Here is a 15,790-nt window from a genome sequence, read left to right as displayed (position 1 = left end):
TGATGAAATCCGCAAAAAACATTCTCCAGCCGGAACACCGCGCGCTGAAATGCGCGCTTCTGGTGCTGGACGATTGCAACACGCTCAGTTTTGCCGCCGCGGTGGATCCGATGCGCGCCGCCAACCGGCTGGCCGACCGCCATGCCTTCGACTGGGACTATGTCACCGCAACCGACGCGCCCGCACGGCTGACCTGCGGGTTGATGGTGCCCGGCCTGCCGCTGGCGCGGCTCGAAACCTGCGATCTGCTGATCGTGGTGGCAGGGTTCCAGTTGGCACGCCACGCCACGCCCAGCCTGCTCGCCGGGCTGCGCCGGATCGCGGCGAGCGGCGCCACGCTGGCCGGGATCGACGGCGGCCCGTGGCTCTTGGCCGAGGCCGGCCTGCTCGACGGTCACGCCGCCACCACTCATTGGGAGGATCTGGACAATTTCGCCAGCCGGTTCCCGGCGATCGACGTGCGCCACGACCGCTTTGCCGTCTCGGGCACACGGCTCACCTCGGGCGGGGCGATGCCCGCGATCGAGATGATGCTGCATATCATCGCCGCGCGCCACGGCGCGGGCTTTGCCGCGCGGGTGGCCGGGCTGTTCCTTTACGAGGGCGCGCCTCAGCCCGGCACCCCGCAGCGCCGCACCGGCGCCCCGCACCGCCACAACAAGCTGACCGCGCGGGCCAATGCGCTGATGGAGGCGGCACTGGACGAGCCGCTGTCGCTGACCGAAATCGCCGAGACCCTGGGCACCAGCCCGCGCACGCTGCAACAACAGTTCCGCCTGAGGCTGGGGACCACGCCACAGGATCACTACCTGCAACTGCGCCTGGCCGAGGCACGACGGCTGGTGACCGACACCGACATGCCGCTGATGGAAGTGGCACAGGCCACCGGCTTTACCTCGCAATCGAGCTTTGCCCGCGCCTTTCGCACCCAACACGGCCAATCCGCGCGCGATCTGCGACAGGCCCGCGCCCAGCCCGCCGCACCCTGATCTTCATTCCGCAACAAATACTCCGGGGGAGCCTACAAAATTCGACGAATTTTGTAGGCCGGGGGCAGCGCCCCCGCCCCGCTCAATAGGGCATCGGATGCGCCTTGTGGGCGCGCGCGATCTCGTCCAGAATCTCATCCGACAGGGTCAGATCGGCACCGGCCAGCACATGATCGAGTTGCGCCAGGGTGGTGGCCCCAAAGATCGCTGACATCATGAAGGGCCGGGTCCGACACCAGGCCAGCGCCATATGCACCGGGTCGATCCCGTGCCGGCGGGCAATGTCCAGATAGGCGTCGACCGCATCGAACACCCGCTCGGATTTGCGTCCGCCCATCTCAGGCACCAGCGACATGCGCGAGCCCTCGGGCACCGCACCGCGCTGATACTTGCCGGTCAGGAACCCCGCCGCAAGCGGTGAAAAGGCCATCAGCCCCACATCCTCGTTCACGCTCAGCTCGGCCATGTCGGTATCGTAGAGGCGGCAAAGCAGCGAGTATTCGTTCTGTACCGATGCGACCCGCGGCCCGTGCCCGGCCTCGGCCAGCCGCAGCCATTGCGCGGTCCCCCAGGCGCTTTCGTTCGACAGACCAAAGGCGCGGATGGTGCCGCGATCGACCTCGCGTTGCAGCGCCTCAAGGCAATCGGTCATGTTCTCCAGCACCGAACCCGCATCCTGCCCCGACGGGTCATAGCGCCAGTTCTGCCGAAACATGTAGCTGCCGCGATTGGGCCAGTGGAATTGATAAAGGTCGATATGATCGGTCCCCAGCCGTTTCAGCGAGCCCTCGACCGCCGCGGCAATGGTCTGACCCGAGATCGGCGCACCATCGCGGAAATGTGCCATACCCGCGCCGGAATGCTTGGTCGCAAGTACAAAGTCGCCGCGCCGGGCCGGGTTGGCCCGGTTCCAACTGCCGATGATCTCTTCGCTGCGGCCGACGGTTTCCTTGCGGACCGGGTTCACCGGATACATCTCGGCGGTATCGACAAAGGTGATCCCGGCGGCCAGGGCGCGCTCGATCTGGGCATGGCTGTCGGCCTCGCTTGTCTGGCTGCCAAAGGTCATGGTGCCCAGGCACAGCGTACTTACCTCGATGCCGGTGCGGCCCAGCGGTCTCGTTTTCATGTCTCGGCTCCCTCTTGTCCGCGCCAGACCCTAGCGGAGGGACACACGGCGGCAACCCCTCTTGAGCTTTGTCACCATTTGCGCCAGCCTGAGCGACAATCGGAGGGGCAGATAATGGCACAGAAGATCACAAAGGGAATCAAGACCTTGCTGGCAGAGGCCAACGCGCGGGTCGCAACCCTGCCGGTGGCCGAGGCCAAGGCGCTCTATGACGATCCGGATCATGTGTTCGTCGATCTGCGCGATATTCGCGAAGTGCAGCGCAGCGGCATGATCCCGGGTGCCTTTTCCTGCCCGCGTGGTATGCTGGAATTCTGGATCGACCCGGACAGCCCCTATCACAAACCCGTCTTCAACCAGGACAAGACTTACGTGTTCTACTGCGCGAGCGCCTGGCGTTCGGCGCTGGCGGCCCAGGCCGCGCAGGGGATGGGCCTTGCCCCGGTCATGCATCTCGAAGGCGGTTTCACCGAATGGGTGAAACAGGACGGCCCCGTCGCCGAAAAGACCTGAGCGCACGGCAACGATCCAAAGTGTCGAAAGACACTTTGACCAAGCGCCTGTTCCAGGCGCTTGCACAGGATTTTCCAAAATCCTGTGGACAAGGATTTCAGGAAATCCTTGGTCCCGCTCCCGCCGCATGCGGGCCAATGTTGTCTGGCGCGCGCGCATCGCTTAGAGATCGCTGCAAGACTTTTCCAAAGGGAGACCCCACCCATGTCCGATACCCCCAGCTACGGCTTCGACACCTTGCAGATCCACGCCGGCAGCAGGCCCGACCCGGCCACCGGCGCGCGGCAGACGCCGATCTATCAGACCACGGCCTATGTGTTCCGCGATGCCGATCACGCCGCAGCCCTCTTCAACCTGCAAGAGGTGGGTTACATCTATTCCCGCCTGACCAACCCCACCGTGGCCGTATTGCAGGAACGTATCGCCACGCTCGAGGGTGGTGTCGGTGCGGTCTGCTGTTCCTCGGGCCACGCGGCGCAGATCATGGCGCTGTTCCCGCTGATGCAGCCGGGCTGCAACGTGGTGGCCTCGACCCGGCTTTATGGCGGCACCGTGACCCAGTTCAGCCAGACCATCAAACGGTTCGGCTGGTCGGCCAAGTTCGTCGATTTCGACGATCTCGACGCGCTGCGCGAGGCCATCGATGACAATACCCGCGCGGTATTCGGCGAATCTATCGCCAATCCGGGCGGCTATGTGACCGATATCCGCGCGGTGGCCGATGTAGCCGATGCCGCCGGCGTGCCGCTGATCATCGACAATACCAGCGCCACCCCCTATCTGTGCCGCCCGTTCGAACATGGCGCCTCGCTGGTGGTGCATTCCACCACCAAATACCTGACCGGCAACGGCACCGTCACCGGCGGCTGCGTTGTCGATTCCGGCCGTTTCGACTGGTCGGCCAGTGACAAGTTCCCCTCGCTCAGCGCGCCGGAACCGGCCTATCACGGGCTCAAGTTCCACGAGACTTTTGGCCCGCTCGCCTATACCTTCCACGGCATTGCCATCGGGCTGCGCGACCTCGGGATGACGATGAACCCGCAGGCCGCCCATTACACGCTGATGGGGATCGAGACGCTGAGCCTGCGCATGCAACGCCATGTCGAGAACGCAAAGAAGGTCGCCGCCTGGCTCGAGGCCGATCCGCGCGTCGATTATGTCACCTATGCCGGCCTGCCCTCCTCGCCCTATGCCGAACGGGCAGAGCGCTGCTATCCCAAGGGCGCTGGCGGGCTCTTCACCTTTGCGGTCAAGGGCGGCTACGAGGCCTGCGTCAAGCTGGTCAATGCGCTCGAGATCTTCAGCCATGTGGCCAACCTGGGCGACGCGCGCTCGCTGATCATCCATTCGGCCTCGACCACACACCGCCAGCTGACACCCGAGCAGCAGGAAGCGGCGGGCGCCGGGCCGAACGTGGTGCGCGTCTCGATCGGGATCGAGGATGCCGACGATCTGATCGCCGATCTGGATCAGGCGCTGGCCAAGGCCACCGACTGACCGGAAGCGGGGCGGCCCTCAGCGGCCGCCCTTTTCATTCCAGCCGCAGCCGCGCCAGAGCATAGGCCAGCAGCGCCAGGCAGCACAGGCCCGCCAACAGGAAGGGCGCGCGCAGCGCAAGTTCGCGGCTCATCTGCTGTTCGGCCAGCGCCACCACCGCGCCGCCTGCCAGCGCCCCCAGCGGCATCGAGCCCCAGCCGAAGAAACGATAGATGCTATTCACGCGGCCCAGCATGGCGGGCGGGATGCGCCGTTGCCGCCAGGATACGGTGATCACGTTCCACAGCATCGCCGCCGCCATGATCGCCGTCAGCGCCAGACCCATCATCCAGCCGCTGTTCGACAGGCCGATGCTGGCATAGCCCACGCCCCAGACAGCGATCGACAGGAACAGGCAGGCTTGCGTGCCGATCAGTCGCATGGCGCGCGGCGCCAGCAGGCTACCGCAGATCGCGCCCACCGCGCCCGCCGACAGCACCAGCCCGTACTGCGAGGGCCCGAGGCCCAGCACCTCTTGCGCGAAGAGGACCTGCACTGTGATCGTGGCCATGGCGATGAAATTGGCCAGTCCCAGCACCACCGCCAGCCGCAACAGAAGCGCGTCGCCGCGCATGAAGGCGATACCCTCGGCCAATGCCTGACGGAACCGCGCCCGGCTGGGCACCTGCGGTGGCAGCGAGATCAGCCAGACCAGACCGGCGGCCAGCACCAGAACCGCCACATCCAGGCCAAAGGGCACCGCGATCCCGGCCGAGATCAGCACGCCGGCCAGCGGCGGGCCGATGAACTGGCCCGTCAACTGCTCGGTGCTCCAGAGCTGGCCATTTGCGGCCTCCAGATCCTGCGCATCAACCAGCGCTGGCAGGATGGTCTGGGCGGCATTGTCGCGCAGCACCTCGGCCGAACCCAGCAGAAAGGCCAGCCCCGCCAGCGCCCAGATCGCGCCCGGCGCCGGTTCCCCCAAGGCCAAAAGCAGGATGGACAGCACGATGCCCGCCCGCATCAGATCGGCCCGCGCGATCAGCTTGCGCCGGTCGCTGCGGTCGATGATCACGCCCGCAGGCAGGGCAAAGAGCAGCCAGGGCAGCCGCGCCGCCGCCGCCACGGCGGCAATCGCCACCGCATCCCGCGTCATCAGCGCCGCCAGCCAGGGCAGCGCAAGCACCAGCACCCCGTCACCCAGATTGGTCAGGGCGCCCGCGGTGAAGAGCAGTCGAAAGTTGCGATTTCGGATTACCAGCGGCGCGGCCATCACAGTCTCCGAGTCAGGTTCGGGACAGAGTGGCGCGACCCTGCGCCATGGTCAATGCAGGGTCGATGCGGGCGGCAGGCCGCCCGCAAAGCGGCTCATTGCCGGATCTCGAACACCATGGTGACGCTGCCGCTCAGCCCGATTTCACCACCGGCAACCGGCACATCCATGGACTCGGCCATGGCCGCCATACGCATCATCGGGCGCGGCTGCGGGTCATGGGACTGTTCCGAGATCGACACCACCCGGCCCAGTTCGACCCCCGCCGCCTCGGCCAGTTGCCGGGCGCGGTCCTGCGCATCCGCCACCGCCTTGGCGCGCGCCTGGTCGCGCAGCGGCTTGGGGTCCTTGACGCCGAATTCCAGCCCGTTGAACGTGTTGGCCCCGTCGCTGACCACCGCGTCCAGGATACCGCCCAGCGCCGCCAGGTCACGCACCCGCACCGTCACCCGGTTCGAGGCCTGAAAGCCGGTGATCTTCGGCGGCTCGCTGCTCGAGGCGCGGTTGGACCAGACCGGCGACAGCGACAGGTCGCTGGTCTGCATGTCGCGCGCCTCGATACCCATCTCGGCCAGCCGGTCAAAGACCTGCTGCACCGCTTCCGACGTGGCCAGCAGCGCCGCGCGCGCCTCTTTGGCCTCGTGGGTGACGCCCAGGGTGATCACCGCCATGTCGGGCACCGTTTCCACGGTGCCGATCCCCGTCACGGTGATATGGCCGGGTTGCTCATCCGCGCGGGCCAGCCCGACGGCCGCGAAAAGCAAGGCCGCCACCAGAAAAATCAATGTTCTCATTTATGTTCTCCTGCTATCCTCGCCATCAAAGATGGGGTGGCGGCATGTCGCGCGACAAGGGGAAAACCGGAGTAATTCTTTCCCTCGGCAAATCTCTGCTTTAATGTCGCGCCGTGGCGCTCGCCAGTGGGGGCCCCAAGCCATTCAGGAACGGTTAGACAGGTCACATGAAACCCGCCTTTGCGCTGTCGCTTTCCTTCGAGGGGATCACGCTCTTGCATCGCGCCGCCGGTGGCTGGCGAAAGGTGGGCGCGGTCGCGCTGGACGCACCCGATCTGGCGGCGGCGCTGCGCGGCTTGCGCAAGGATGCGTTGCGGCTGGAACCGGATCTGCAGTGCAAGCTGATCCTGCCCAACGAGCAGATCCGCTATCTGTCCGTCGAGACCGGCCCGTTCAAGGGCGAAACCCGCCATGCCCTGATCGAACAGGAGGTCGCCGCCGCCACCCCCTATGAGCTGGACGAACTGACCTATGACACCTCGCCCGACGGCGAGGTGACCCATGTGGCCGCCGTTGCCCGCGAGACGCTGGACGAGGCCGAGGCCTTTGCCACCGAACACGGGTTCAACCCGGTCAGCTTTGTCGCGGTTCCGGGCGACAATTCCTTTTTGGGCGAACCTTTCTTCGGCCCCGCCAGCACCACCCGCGACTTGGTTGGTGACGAGGCGGTAGAGCCTGACGGCATCGCGGTTGTGGTGATCGGCCCGGCAGTGTTTCCCGATACCGAGCCTCCTGCCCCGCCCACCGTCGAAGCACCCGCCGCTCCGGCGATCAGCTTTTCCAGCCGACGCGCCAAACCGGACACCGAACCGGCCGAGACCGAGACCGCAACCACACCGCCCGTCGTTGCCACGCCAACGCACCCCCCTGATCAAGAGGCTCCGCCGCCCTTCGAAACCGATGTGCCCCCCGTGCCGCCGGCCGAAAGCGCGCCGATGCCGCCCGATGCCGAAACCGCGGTCGAGACCGGTTTCACCTCGCACCGTGCCCCTCCGTCGGATGCACCACGCCCGGTGACCGAAGAGATGCCGGTCACCGCCTTTGCCGCTGCCGAGCGCCCCGACCAAGTGCCCCGGACAGAGGCCGAGCGGCTGACCATCTTCGGCGCGCGCAGCGGCGGTATCGGTGGCAAGCCGCGCTATCTTGGCGTGATCCTGACGGTGGGCCTGCTGCTGTTTCTCGCAGCCGTCGCCGCCTTTGCATCACTGTTTACCGAAGGTGGCCTGACCGGGCTGTTCCGCGATCCCGATCCGTTGGCCACCCCACCCGCCGCCGCGATCGAAGCGCCAACGGCCGGGACAGCATCCGACGCCACGCCGGAACAGGCCGTCCCGCAGGCACCGGCCTCGATCGACGAGGACCCCGAGGATCTGGTCGCTCCGCAGGACGCGCCCGAACTGCCCGGCCTGAGCGGCACTGACAGTGCCGTACTCGAGGCGCTGCGCGTCGAGCCGCAACAGGTCGAGGATCTGGATTACGAACCCGAACCCAGCGGCACCGAAGCCGTGGAGCTTGCTCTGTCCGAGGCGCCGGAACCGCCCGAGGTTCCCGGGCTGATCGGATTGAACGATCTCTTTGTCGCCTCCATCGACCGCACCGACCTGTTTCAGGATGCGGTTGCCTTGCCGCCTGTCGCAGGGTTCGACACCGATGCCGCGCCCGATGGCAGCGCCCCCTCGGCCACCCCCGGCCAAAGCTTCGATCTGGACCCGCGCGGTCTGGTAGAGGCGACGCCCGATGGCACGGTCAACCCCGATGGGGTCCTGGTCTATGCGGGCCGGCCGTCCAAGGTGCCACCGGCCCCGCCGGTCCGGTTCGAAGCCCCACCCGAGGTAGACGTGGCCCAGCAGCGACTGGCCAGCGTGCGCCCCAAACTCCGCCCCGGCGATCTGGTGGAACAGTCCGAGCGGTCGCAATTCGGGGGCCGCTCGCTGAGCGAACTGGCCGGCCTGCGGCCCAAGGCACGTCCCGCATCGCTGCAAGAGCAACTGGCCGCCCTGCAGGACGAAGCCGCCGAGGATGGCGCCCAGGCCGTCAGCCCGCTGGCAGTGGCCACGGCCCGCAAACCTCGCCTGCGTCCCGAGAAACTGGCCGCCGCCGCCGCCGCATCCAGCAGCAATCTCGGCTCGACCGCCGGGTTGAACCGCAGCGCCGACGCCGATGACAGCGGCAGTTTCGCCGCCGCCACCGTGAAACCCAAGGCGCCCTCGCCCACGTCGGTCGCACGTCAGGCCACGCTCGACAACGCGATCAACCTGCGCAACCTGAACCTGATCGGCGTCTACGGCACGCCCGCCAATCGCCGCGCGCTGGTCCGCCTGCCCTCGGGCCGCTACAAGAAGGTCAAGGTCGGCGACAGTATCGACGGTGGCCGCATCACCGCCATCGGCGACAGCGAATTGCGCTATCAGAAGGGCTCGCGCAACCTGACCCTGCGCATCCCCAGCGGCTGAGACCAGGAAAGGCGAAGCCTTCCGGCCCCGCCCTTCATTTCGCTCAAAATACTCCGGGGGGAGAGGACAAAATTCGTCGAATTTTGTCATCGGGGGGCAGAGCCCCCCTTTCCCCGCTACCTTATTCGGCGGCTTCGATCTCGCCGCTTTCGATCTGTTCGCGCTCGATGCTTTCGAACAGTGCCTTGAAGTTGCCCTCACCGAAGCCATCGTCACCCTTGCGCTGGATGAATTCGAAAAAGATCGGCCCGATCACGGTCTTCGAGAAGATTTGCAGCAGGATCTTGGTTTCACCGCCATCCACCACGCCTTCGCCGTCGATCAGGATGCCGTGTTCCATCATCCGGTCCTTGGGCTCGTCATGGCCCGTAACCCGGTCATAGGACATGTCGTAATAGGCCTCGTTCGGGCCGGGCATGAATTTCAGCCCCTTGGCCGCGATGGCATCCACCGAGTCGTAGATGTCGTCGGTGCCCACAGCGATGTGCTGGATGCCTTCGCCATTGTATTTCTTCAGGTAGCTCACGATCTGGCCGGTCTCGCCGCGGTCTTCATTGATCGGGATACGGATGCGGCCACAGGGCGAGGTCAGCGCCCGGCTGTAAAGCCCGGTGAACTTGCCCTGGATGTCAAAGAAGCGGATTTCGCGGAAGTTGAACAGGTCGCCGTAGAACTTGAACCACTTGTCCATGTTGCCCTTGAAGACATTGTGGGTCAGGTGATCGAGATAGAAGAACCCGTCGCCGCGCGGCTTCGACTGCTTCAGCCACTCGAACTCGGTATTATAGGGCGAGGTGTCGTAATACTGATCGATGAAATAGAGCAGCGAGCCGCCGATGCCCTTGATCGCGGGCACGTTCATGGTCTTGTCGTCGCCCTCATAGGGTTCGGCGCCCATCTTGACCGCATGATCGAAGGCCGCCTGCGCATCCACCACGCGCCAGCCCATCGAGGGGGCGCAGGGACCATGCAATTCGATGAATTTTTCAGCAAACGTGCCCTTTTCGGCGTTCAGGATATAGGTGACATCCCCCTGCTGCCACAGCTCGATACCGGGCTTGTCCTTGTGGCGGGCGACCATGTTGAACCCCATCTGCGCGAACAGGTCGCGCAGCACCTGCGGCTCGGGATGGGCGAATTCGACAAATTCGAACCCGTCGGTACCGGCGGGGTTTTCGGGGGTGATTTCGGATTTCGGGGCGTTATGCGGGAAAGGACCCATGGTGCGTCTCCTGATGCGGCGAAACATTTGCTGAGTCGAGAATACGACTTCAGCCACGCTGATTCTGCGCATTGTTTTTGGCCTTCCATCGTTTACGCGCGCGAAATTCGCACTAAAATCAAAGAAAACGAGGAAAACGCGCACATGTTGGATTCGATGGATCTGCGCCTGCTCGATGCCCTGCAAAAGGACGCGCATCTGACAGCCCAGCAGCTGGGCGAGATGCTGCACCTGTCCAGCAGCCAGGCGGGCCGCCGGCGCCAGCGGCTGGAGGCCGAGGGCTACATCACCGGCTATGCCGCAAAGCTCGACCCGCTGAAACTGGGCCTGCATGTCCAGGGCTTCATCCAGGTGCATCTTGGCACGCATGGGCCGGAACAATCGGCCAAATTCGCCCGGATGGTGAATTCCCGCCCGGAGATCACAAGCGCATGGACGATGACCGGCGAAGCGGATTATCTGCTGCATGTCTATTGCGCCGATTTGCCTGCTCTGAATCGGCTGCTGCACGAGGTGATCCTGCCGCATCCGGCGGTGGCCCGGGTGCAGAGCCAGATCGTGATGGACCAGTTGAAGCGCGACGCACCACTGCCGACCTGAGGCGGCACAAGGGAGAGAGATGGAAAGCTTTCTGTATCAGGCGACGATCTACCTGGCGGCGGCCGTCATCGCCGTGCCGTTGGCGGCCCGTCTGGGCCTTGGCTCGGTTCTGGGCTATCTGGCGGCGGGGCTGATCATCGGGCCGGTTCTGGGGCTGGTCGGCGCCGAAACCGCCGATCTGCAACATGTGGCCGAATTCGGCGTTGTCATGATGCTGTTCCTGATCGGGCTGGAGCTGGAGCCGCGCGCGCTCTGGGACATGCGAGACAAGCTGCTGGGGCTCGGCGGGCTTCAGGTCGGGGTCTCGACGCTGGCGATCATGGTGATCGCGATGGTGGCGGGCCAACCCTGGAGCGTGGCGCTGGCCGTGGGCCTGACCTTGTCGCTCAGCTCGACTGCCATCGTGTTGCAGACGCTGTCGGAAAAGGGGCTGATGCAGACCAATGGCGGGCGGGCGACCTTCTCGGTCCTGTTGACGCAGGATATCGCGGTTATCCCGATCCTCGCCTTTCTACCGCTGCTGGCCAGCGCGCCGGTGGCGCATTTCGCAGGCGACGGGTCGATCAACCGCGCGCATCAAACGGGCTCGGGGCACGAGGCCAGCCTGTCGCTGGTCGAGGGGCTGCCCGGCTGGGCGGTGACACTGGTCACCATCGGCGCCGTCGTCTTCGTGGTGCTGGCGGGCATCTACCTGACCCGGCCCCTGTTCCGCTTCATCCATGCCAGCCGCCTGCGCGAGATGTATACCGCGCTGGCGCTGATGATCGTGGTGGGTATTTCGTTCCTGATGACGCTGGTGGGCCTGTCGCCCGCGCTTGGTGCCTTTCTGGCCGGCGTGGTGCTGGCCAACTCGGAATTCCGGCACGAGATGGAAAGCGATCTGGAACCGTTCAAGGGCCTGCTGCTGGGCCTGTTCTTCATCACCGTGGGCGCCGGGATCGATGTCGGCTTCTTCCTGGCCGATCCGCTCGATCTGATCGGGCTGGCGCTGCTGGTGATCCTGTTCAAGGGGGTCATCCTCTATATCGTTGGGCGCGCGTTCAAGCTCAAGGGCCGCGACCGCTGGCTGTTCACGCTGGGGCTGGCGCAGGCGGGCGAGTTCGGCTTTGTCCTGCTGGCCTTTTCCACCCAGCAGAACGTGATCCCGGCGCATCTGTCACAGAAACTGCTGATGATCATCGCACTGACCATGATGATCACGCCGCTTCTGTTCATCCTTTACGACCTGTTGTCACGCAACATGCGCGAGCATGCCCCGACCCATGCGCCCGACACAATCGACGAACAGGGGCCGGTGATCATCGCGGGCATTGGTCGGTTTGGCCAGATCGTCAACCGGCTGGTCACCGCCAGCGGGTTCAAGACCATCGTGCTGGACCACGACATGGAGACGATCCAGCTGATGCGGCGCTTTGGCGTCAAGGGGTTTCTGGGCGACCCGACCCGGCCCGAGTTGCTCAAGGCGGCGGGACTGGCCAAGGCGCAGGTGCTGGTGGCGGCGCTGGATGATGACAATCAGGTCACCAAGCTTGTGGCTTATGCCCGGCGCCAGCGCCCCGACCTGCATATCATCGCCCGCGCGCGCGACCGCAACCATGTCTATGAGCTTTACCGCGCCGGGGCCGACGACATCGTGCGCGAGATGTTCGACAGTTCGGTCCGCGCCGGGCGCTATGTACTGGAGAATGTCGGCCTCAGCGAATACGAGGCAGCACAGGCAGCGCAGACCTTTTATCAGCACGACCGCAAGGCGGTGCGTGATCTGGCAGAGGTCTGGGACCCGAACATACCCACCGCCGAGAACACAGCCTATGTGGAGCGCTCGCAGGCGCTGCAAAAGGACCTTGAGACAGCGCTGATGGAGTTGAGCGAGGAACTGGCAGAGCGACGCTCTGCCTGATCCACGCAAGGGTCGGCAGAGCGGCGTTCAGCCGTCGGAAACGCCGGCCTCGGCAAAGGTGGCCATGCCGGAATGGCAGTCCACGGCGCTTTTCAGGATATTGATCGCCAGCGCCCCGCCCGAGCCCTCGCCCAGCCGCAGCCCCAGCGAAAGCAGCGCCTCTTTGCCCAGCTTCTCCAGAAGCGCCTTATGCGCGCCCTCGCCGCTCTGATGTCCCGCGACGGTGTGATCCAGCGCATGCGCCGCAACCGCCGCAAGCGTCGCTGCCGCCGCCGTGCAGATGAACCCGTCCAGGATCACCGGAATGCGCAGCTGACGCGCGGCGGCGATGGCGCCCGCCATGGCGGCGATCTCGCGCCCGCCCAGGCAACGCAACACCTCCAGCCCGTCGCGGCTGGCATGCAGGGCAACGCCCTCGGCCACGACGCGGGTCTTGTTGGCCAGCCCGACATCGTCAACCCCGGTACCGCGCCCGGTCCAGTCGCCCGCCGCGCCCCCGAACAGCGCATGCGCGATGGCCGCCGCCGGGGTGGTGTTGCCGATGCCCATCTCGCCCACCACCAGCAGATCCGCCGCCGGATCGACGGCGGCCCAGCCGCATTGCAGCGCGGCCAGCAGTTCCGCCTCGTCCATCGCCGGACCTTGGGTGAAATCCTGCGTCGGGCGGTCCAGCTCCAGCGCATGCACATCCATGCGCGCCCCGGCAGCGCGCGCGAGCTGGTTGATGGCCGCACCGCCATGTTCGAAATTCATCACCATCTGCACCGTGACCTCGGCCGGAAAGGCCGAAACGCCCTGTGCCGTCACCCCGTGATTGCCGGCAAAGACGATGACCTGCGGCGCCTCGATCCGGGGCCGGGCATCGCCGCGCCAGCCCGCATACCAGATCGCCAGATCCTCGAGCCGCCCCAGCGCACCGGGCGGTTTGGTCAATTGACCGTTGCGCTCTTCGGCGCCAGCGCGGGCGGCGGTATCGGGACCGGGCGCCGAGGTCAGCAGGTCGCGGAACTGGGCGAGATCGGTAAGCGCTGGCAGCATGGAAAGCCTCTTTGCATCTTGGGTCCGCCCGTGTTTAACCAATGCACCCGACACGACAAGACCTTGAAAGGCGGAGAGATGCGCAAAAACGACATTGCGGCCATTTCACCCCGGGATCCTTTGCTGGCGCTGGTGTTGCTGACCCGCCTGCCGCTGCCCGCCCTGCCCGAACCCGCCTTTGCCCGGCAGGCCGCTGCCGTCTGGGCCTTTCCGCTGGCGGGGCTGGTGGTTGGAGGGCTGGCCTGGGTCACCGGCGCGCTGGCACTTGCCGCCGGGCTGGCGCCGGTCGCTGTGGCCGGGCTGATGCTGGTGGTGCTGGTGATGACCACCGGCGCCATGCACGAGGACGGGTTGGCCGATACCGCCGACGGGCTCTGGGGCGGCTTCACGCCCGAGCGGCGGCTGGAGATCATGAAGGACAGCCATATCGGCACCTATGGCGTGCTGGCGCTGATCCTGTCACAGGGGTTGCGACTGGCGGCGCTGGCGGCACTGGTCGCGGGAGGTGCGTTTGGCGCGGCGGTGGCGGCGGCGGTCTGGTCGCGGGCGCTGATGCCGGTGCTGATGCGGGTCCTGCCCAATGCGCGCGGCGCGGGCCTCAGCCAGTCGGTGGGGCGCCCGACGCCACAAGCGGTGGTGCTCGGCCTTGGGCTGGCGGCGGTACTGGCGCTCTTGCTGGTCGGCTGGGCGGTGCTGATCCCGGCGCTGCTGGCGGCGCTGGCGGTGACGGGTCTTGCGGCACTGGCGCGTGCCAAGATCGGCGGCCAGACCGGTGACATTCTGGGCGCCGCGCAGCAACTGGCCGAGATCACTTGCCTGCTGGCGCTGTCAGCCGCGCTTTAGACATCCCCGCCCTACCCGGCCCCACCCGTCTCGATATTCAGCAAACCGCCGCAATGCTTGCAATGCACCGCATCCGGGTCATGCCGGAACAGGCCGCAATCCGGACAGCGATAGCGCACCTTCTGCGGGGAAAAGATCGCCTGCGCCAGACGCACGAACAGCGCCACGCCCACCACCATGACAAAGACCGAAAACAGCTTGCCCGCCGGGGTCGGCAGGGTGATGTCGCCGAACCCGGTGGTGGTCAGCGTCGCCATGGTGAAATAGAGCGCGTCGATATAGGGGGTCTCGCGGCTGCCCGGCGGGATGAAGAAAACCAGCACCGCCATCGTGGTCAGAAAGATGAAGACCAAGAGATTGACCGCCGCCACAATGGCATCCTCATGGGTGCGGAAGAATTGACTGTCACGCCTGAGGTCGTGCAGCAGATGATAGGAGTGGATCAGCCGCAGCCCGCGCAGGATGCGCAGAAAGGCGAGGCTCTGGGTCAGGAACGGATCCAGCAGCAGCGACAGGATCACGATGATATCGGCAATGGTATAGATGCGGGTCAGAAACTCGCGCTTTTGCCTGGCAATCCACAATCGCGCGCTGAAGTCGCACAGGATGACGAGCCCGATCACCACGCTCAGCGCGGTCAACAGCCGGCCATGCGGCAGATGCGCGGTCGCGATGAAAAAGAGGATGGTCGACAGGTCGAACAGGATCAGCCCATAGCGGAACCTAACCGACCCCGGTTCCCGCCCGACATAGAGTTTGCGGACCGCTGCCTTGACCGTATGCATCTGCCCTCTCTGTCCTGACCGATCTGTCGTCAGCCTAGTACCCTACGCCTGCAAATGCCGCGCAAAAAAACGGGCCGCCCCCAAGGGGACGGCCCGCAAAATGTCGCATCCGGCGTCAGGCCGCGCGCGAGGTCAGCACATCGTCGACCTGCTTGGCGGCGGCCATCTCATCGGCGCCCGACACGGCAGCAACTTCACGCGTCAGACGCTCCAGCGCCGCCTCGTAGAGCTGACGTTCGGAATAGGACTGCTCGCGCTGGTCGTCGGTGCGGTGCAGGTCGCGGACCACCTCGGCGATCGAGATCAGGTCGCCCGAGTTGATCTTTTGCTCGTATTCCTGCGCCCGGCGCGACCACATCGCGCGCTTGACCTTGGCCTTGCCCTTGAGCGTTTTCATCGCCTGGCTGATCACGTCCGGCGAGCTGAGCGAGCGCAGGCCGGATTCAGTGATCTTGTTGGTGGGCACCCGCAGGGTCATCTTGTCCTTTTCAAAGGAAATCACGAACAGCTCGAGCTTGAACCCGGCGACTTCCTGCTCTTCGATCGAAATGATCTGGCCGACGCCATGCGCCGGGTAGACCACATAATCGTTCGGGCGGAACTCGAGCTTTTTCGACTTGGTCATTCAGGTCTTTCCTTGGTTGCTGACCGGGATCGCCGCGACAAAAAAATCGACACTCGGGAACCCCAGCCCCCGCGAGTCGCTAAGTTTCATCACAAACGCTATTGCCCAAAAGCGAGCCAGCTTTTGGCGCTCATCCCGATCATTGGCATC

The 15,790-nt window shown here is 65.5% G+C and carries 14 protein-coding genes; 7 read left to right on the top strand and 7 right to left on the bottom strand.

The window, feature by feature from the left end; all coding sequences use genetic code 11:
- Positions 1-2 precede the first annotated feature (2 nt).
- Positions 3-989, top strand: a complete 987-nt coding sequence (locus tag AC2FLM_RS16975; RefSeq protein WP_496859244.1) for a GlxA family transcriptional regulator — start codon at positions 3-5, stop codon at positions 987-989.
- 82 nt (positions 990-1,071) lie between these two features.
- On the opposite strand, the gene AC2FLM_RS16970 is transcribed toward AC2FLM_RS16975, so the two are convergent.
- Complete coding sequence (locus tag AC2FLM_RS16970; RefSeq protein ID WP_496859243.1) at positions 1,072-2,118, bottom strand: aldo/keto reductase; 1,047 nt, start codon at positions 2,116-2,118, stop codon at positions 1,072-1,074.
- Between the two features lie 114 nt (positions 2,119-2,232).
- Here AC2FLM_RS16970 and AC2FLM_RS16965 point away from each other — a divergent pair, with 114 nt between their 5' ends.
- Together AC2FLM_RS16965 and AC2FLM_RS16960 are read left to right on the top strand one after the other, a co-directional pair.
- A complete protein-coding gene (locus AC2FLM_RS16965; RefSeq protein ID WP_496859242.1) occupies positions 2,233-2,631 on the top strand; it encodes a rhodanese-like domain-containing protein in 399 nt (132 codons plus the stop codon).
- A gap of 204 nt (positions 2,632-2,835) precedes the next feature.
- Complete coding sequence (locus tag AC2FLM_RS16960; protein WP_496859241.1) at positions 2,836-4,128, top strand: O-acetylhomoserine aminocarboxypropyltransferase/cysteine synthase family protein; 1,293 nt, start codon at positions 2,836-2,838, stop codon at positions 4,126-4,128.
- A gap of 34 nt (positions 4,129-4,162) precedes the next feature.
- On the opposite strand, the gene AC2FLM_RS16955 is transcribed toward AC2FLM_RS16960, so the two are convergent.
- Positions 4,163-5,380, bottom strand: a complete 1,218-nt coding sequence (locus AC2FLM_RS16955; protein ID WP_496859240.1) for an MFS transporter — start codon at positions 5,378-5,380, stop codon at positions 4,163-4,165.
- Between the two features lie 95 nt (positions 5,381-5,475).
- On the bottom strand, positions 5,476-6,174 hold the full coding sequence (locus tag AC2FLM_RS16950; protein WP_496859239.1) for an SIMPL domain-containing protein: 699 nt from the start codon (positions 6,172-6,174) through the stop codon (positions 5,476-5,478).
- A gap of 167 nt (positions 6,175-6,341) precedes the next feature.
- On the opposite strand from AC2FLM_RS16950, the gene AC2FLM_RS16945 reads away from it, so the two are divergent.
- Positions 6,342-8,627: a hypothetical protein gene (locus AC2FLM_RS16945; protein ID WP_496859238.1), complete on the top strand. Its 2,286-nt coding sequence runs from the start codon at positions 6,342-6,344 to the stop codon at positions 8,625-8,627.
- Between the two features lie 121 nt (positions 8,628-8,748).
- On the opposite strand, the gene hppD is transcribed toward AC2FLM_RS16945, so the two are convergent.
- Positions 8,749-9,849 carry a 4-hydroxyphenylpyruvate dioxygenase gene (gene hppD / locus AC2FLM_RS16940; RefSeq protein WP_496859237.1) on the bottom strand — a complete coding sequence of 367 codons (1,101 nt, stop codon included), beginning with the start codon at positions 9,847-9,849 and terminating at the stop codon, positions 8,749-8,751.
- A 144-nt stretch (positions 9,850-9,993) separates the two neighbouring features.
- Between hppD and AC2FLM_RS16935 the strand changes: the two genes are divergently transcribed.
- Both AC2FLM_RS16935 and AC2FLM_RS16930 read left to right on the top strand, forming a co-directional pair.
- Positions 9,994-10,449, top strand: a complete 456-nt coding sequence (locus AC2FLM_RS16935; protein WP_164129369.1) for an Lrp/AsnC family transcriptional regulator — start codon at positions 9,994-9,996, stop codon at positions 10,447-10,449.
- Positions 10,450-10,468: 19 nt separating this feature from the next.
- Positions 10,469-12,349, top strand: coding sequence for a monovalent cation:proton antiporter-2 (CPA2) family protein (locus AC2FLM_RS16930; RefSeq protein ID WP_496859236.1), 1,881 nt, complete (start codon positions 10,469-10,471; stop codon positions 12,347-12,349).
- 27 nt (positions 12,350-12,376) lie between these two features.
- On the opposite strand, the gene cobT is transcribed toward AC2FLM_RS16930, so the two are convergent.
- Positions 12,377-13,387, bottom strand: coding sequence for a nicotinate-nucleotide--dimethylbenzimidazole phosphoribosyltransferase (gene cobT / locus AC2FLM_RS16925; protein ID WP_496859235.1), 1,011 nt, complete (start codon positions 13,385-13,387; stop codon positions 12,377-12,379).
- A 78-nt stretch (positions 13,388-13,465) separates the two neighbouring features.
- On the opposite strand from cobT, the gene cobS reads away from it, so the two are divergent.
- Positions 13,466-14,230 carry an adenosylcobinamide-GDP ribazoletransferase gene (cobS, locus tag AC2FLM_RS16920; protein ID WP_496859234.1) on the top strand — a complete coding sequence of 255 codons (765 nt, stop codon included), beginning with the start codon at positions 13,466-13,468 and terminating at the stop codon, positions 14,228-14,230.
- A gap of 11 nt (positions 14,231-14,241) precedes the next feature.
- On the opposite strand, the gene AC2FLM_RS16915 is transcribed toward cobS, so the two are convergent.
- Together AC2FLM_RS16915 and AC2FLM_RS16910 are read right to left on the bottom strand one after the other, a co-directional pair.
- On the bottom strand, positions 14,242-15,015 hold the full coding sequence (locus AC2FLM_RS16915; RefSeq protein ID WP_234169756.1) for an ion channel: 774 nt from the start codon (positions 15,013-15,015) through the stop codon (positions 14,242-14,244).
- Positions 15,016-15,130: 115 nt separating this feature from the next.
- On the bottom strand, positions 15,131-15,640 hold the full coding sequence (locus AC2FLM_RS16910; RefSeq protein ID WP_234144906.1) for a CarD family transcriptional regulator: 510 nt from the start codon (positions 15,638-15,640) through the stop codon (positions 15,131-15,133).
- Positions 15,641-15,790: the final 150 nt, after the last annotated feature.

Source organism: Ruegeria sp. SAZD011 (genome assembly GCF_059612545.1).
Note: the sequence above shows the minus strand (reverse complement) of the source record. Positions and strands in the feature narration are given on the sequence as shown.

Excerpts from the sequence above, each read along its gene's own strand:
- AC2FLM_RS16970 (WP_496859243.1), bottom strand. The coding sequence starts at position 2,118 with ATGAAAACGAGACCGCTGGGCCGCACCGGCATCGAGGTAAGTACGCTG.
- AC2FLM_RS16950 (WP_496859239.1), bottom strand. The coding sequence starts at position 6,174 with ATGAGAACATTGATTTTTCTGGTGGCGGCCTTGCTTTTCGCGGCCGTC.
- AC2FLM_RS16960 (WP_496859241.1), top strand. The coding sequence starts at position 2,836 with ATGTCCGATACCCCCAGCTACGGCTTCGACACCTTGCAGATCCACGCC.
- AC2FLM_RS16915 (WP_234169756.1), bottom strand. The coding sequence starts at position 15,015 with ATGCATACGGTCAAGGCAGCGGTCCGCAAACTCTATGTCGGGCGGGAA.
- cobS (WP_496859234.1), top strand. The coding sequence starts at position 13,466 with ATGCGCAAAAACGACATTGCGGCCATTTCACCCCGGGATCCTTTGCTG.
- AC2FLM_RS16975 (WP_496859244.1), top strand. The coding sequence starts at position 3 with ATGAAATCCGCAAAAAACATTCTCCAGCCGGAACACCGCGCGCTGAAA.
- AC2FLM_RS16945 (WP_496859238.1), top strand. The coding sequence starts at position 6,342 with ATGAAACCCGCCTTTGCGCTGTCGCTTTCCTTCGAGGGGATCACGCTC.
- hppD (WP_496859237.1), bottom strand. The coding sequence starts at position 9,849 with ATGGGTCCTTTCCCGCATAACGCCCCGAAATCCGAAATCACCCCCGAA.
- AC2FLM_RS16935 (WP_164129369.1), top strand. The coding sequence starts at position 9,994 with ATGTTGGATTCGATGGATCTGCGCCTGCTCGATGCCCTGCAAAAGGAC.
- AC2FLM_RS16930 (WP_496859236.1), top strand. The coding sequence starts at position 10,469 with ATGGAAAGCTTTCTGTATCAGGCGACGATCTACCTGGCGGCGGCCGTC.
- AC2FLM_RS16955 (WP_496859240.1), bottom strand. The coding sequence starts at position 5,380 with ATGGCCGCGCCGCTGGTAATCCGAAATCGCAACTTTCGACTGCTCTTC.
- cobT (WP_496859235.1), bottom strand. The coding sequence starts at position 13,387 with ATGCTGCCAGCGCTTACCGATCTCGCCCAGTTCCGCGACCTGCTGACC.
- AC2FLM_RS16910 (WP_234144906.1), bottom strand. The coding sequence starts at position 15,640 with ATGACCAAGTCGAAAAAGCTCGAGTTCCGCCCGAACGATTATGTGGTC.
- AC2FLM_RS16965 (WP_496859242.1), top strand. The coding sequence starts at position 2,233 with ATGGCACAGAAGATCACAAAGGGAATCAAGACCTTGCTGGCAGAGGCC.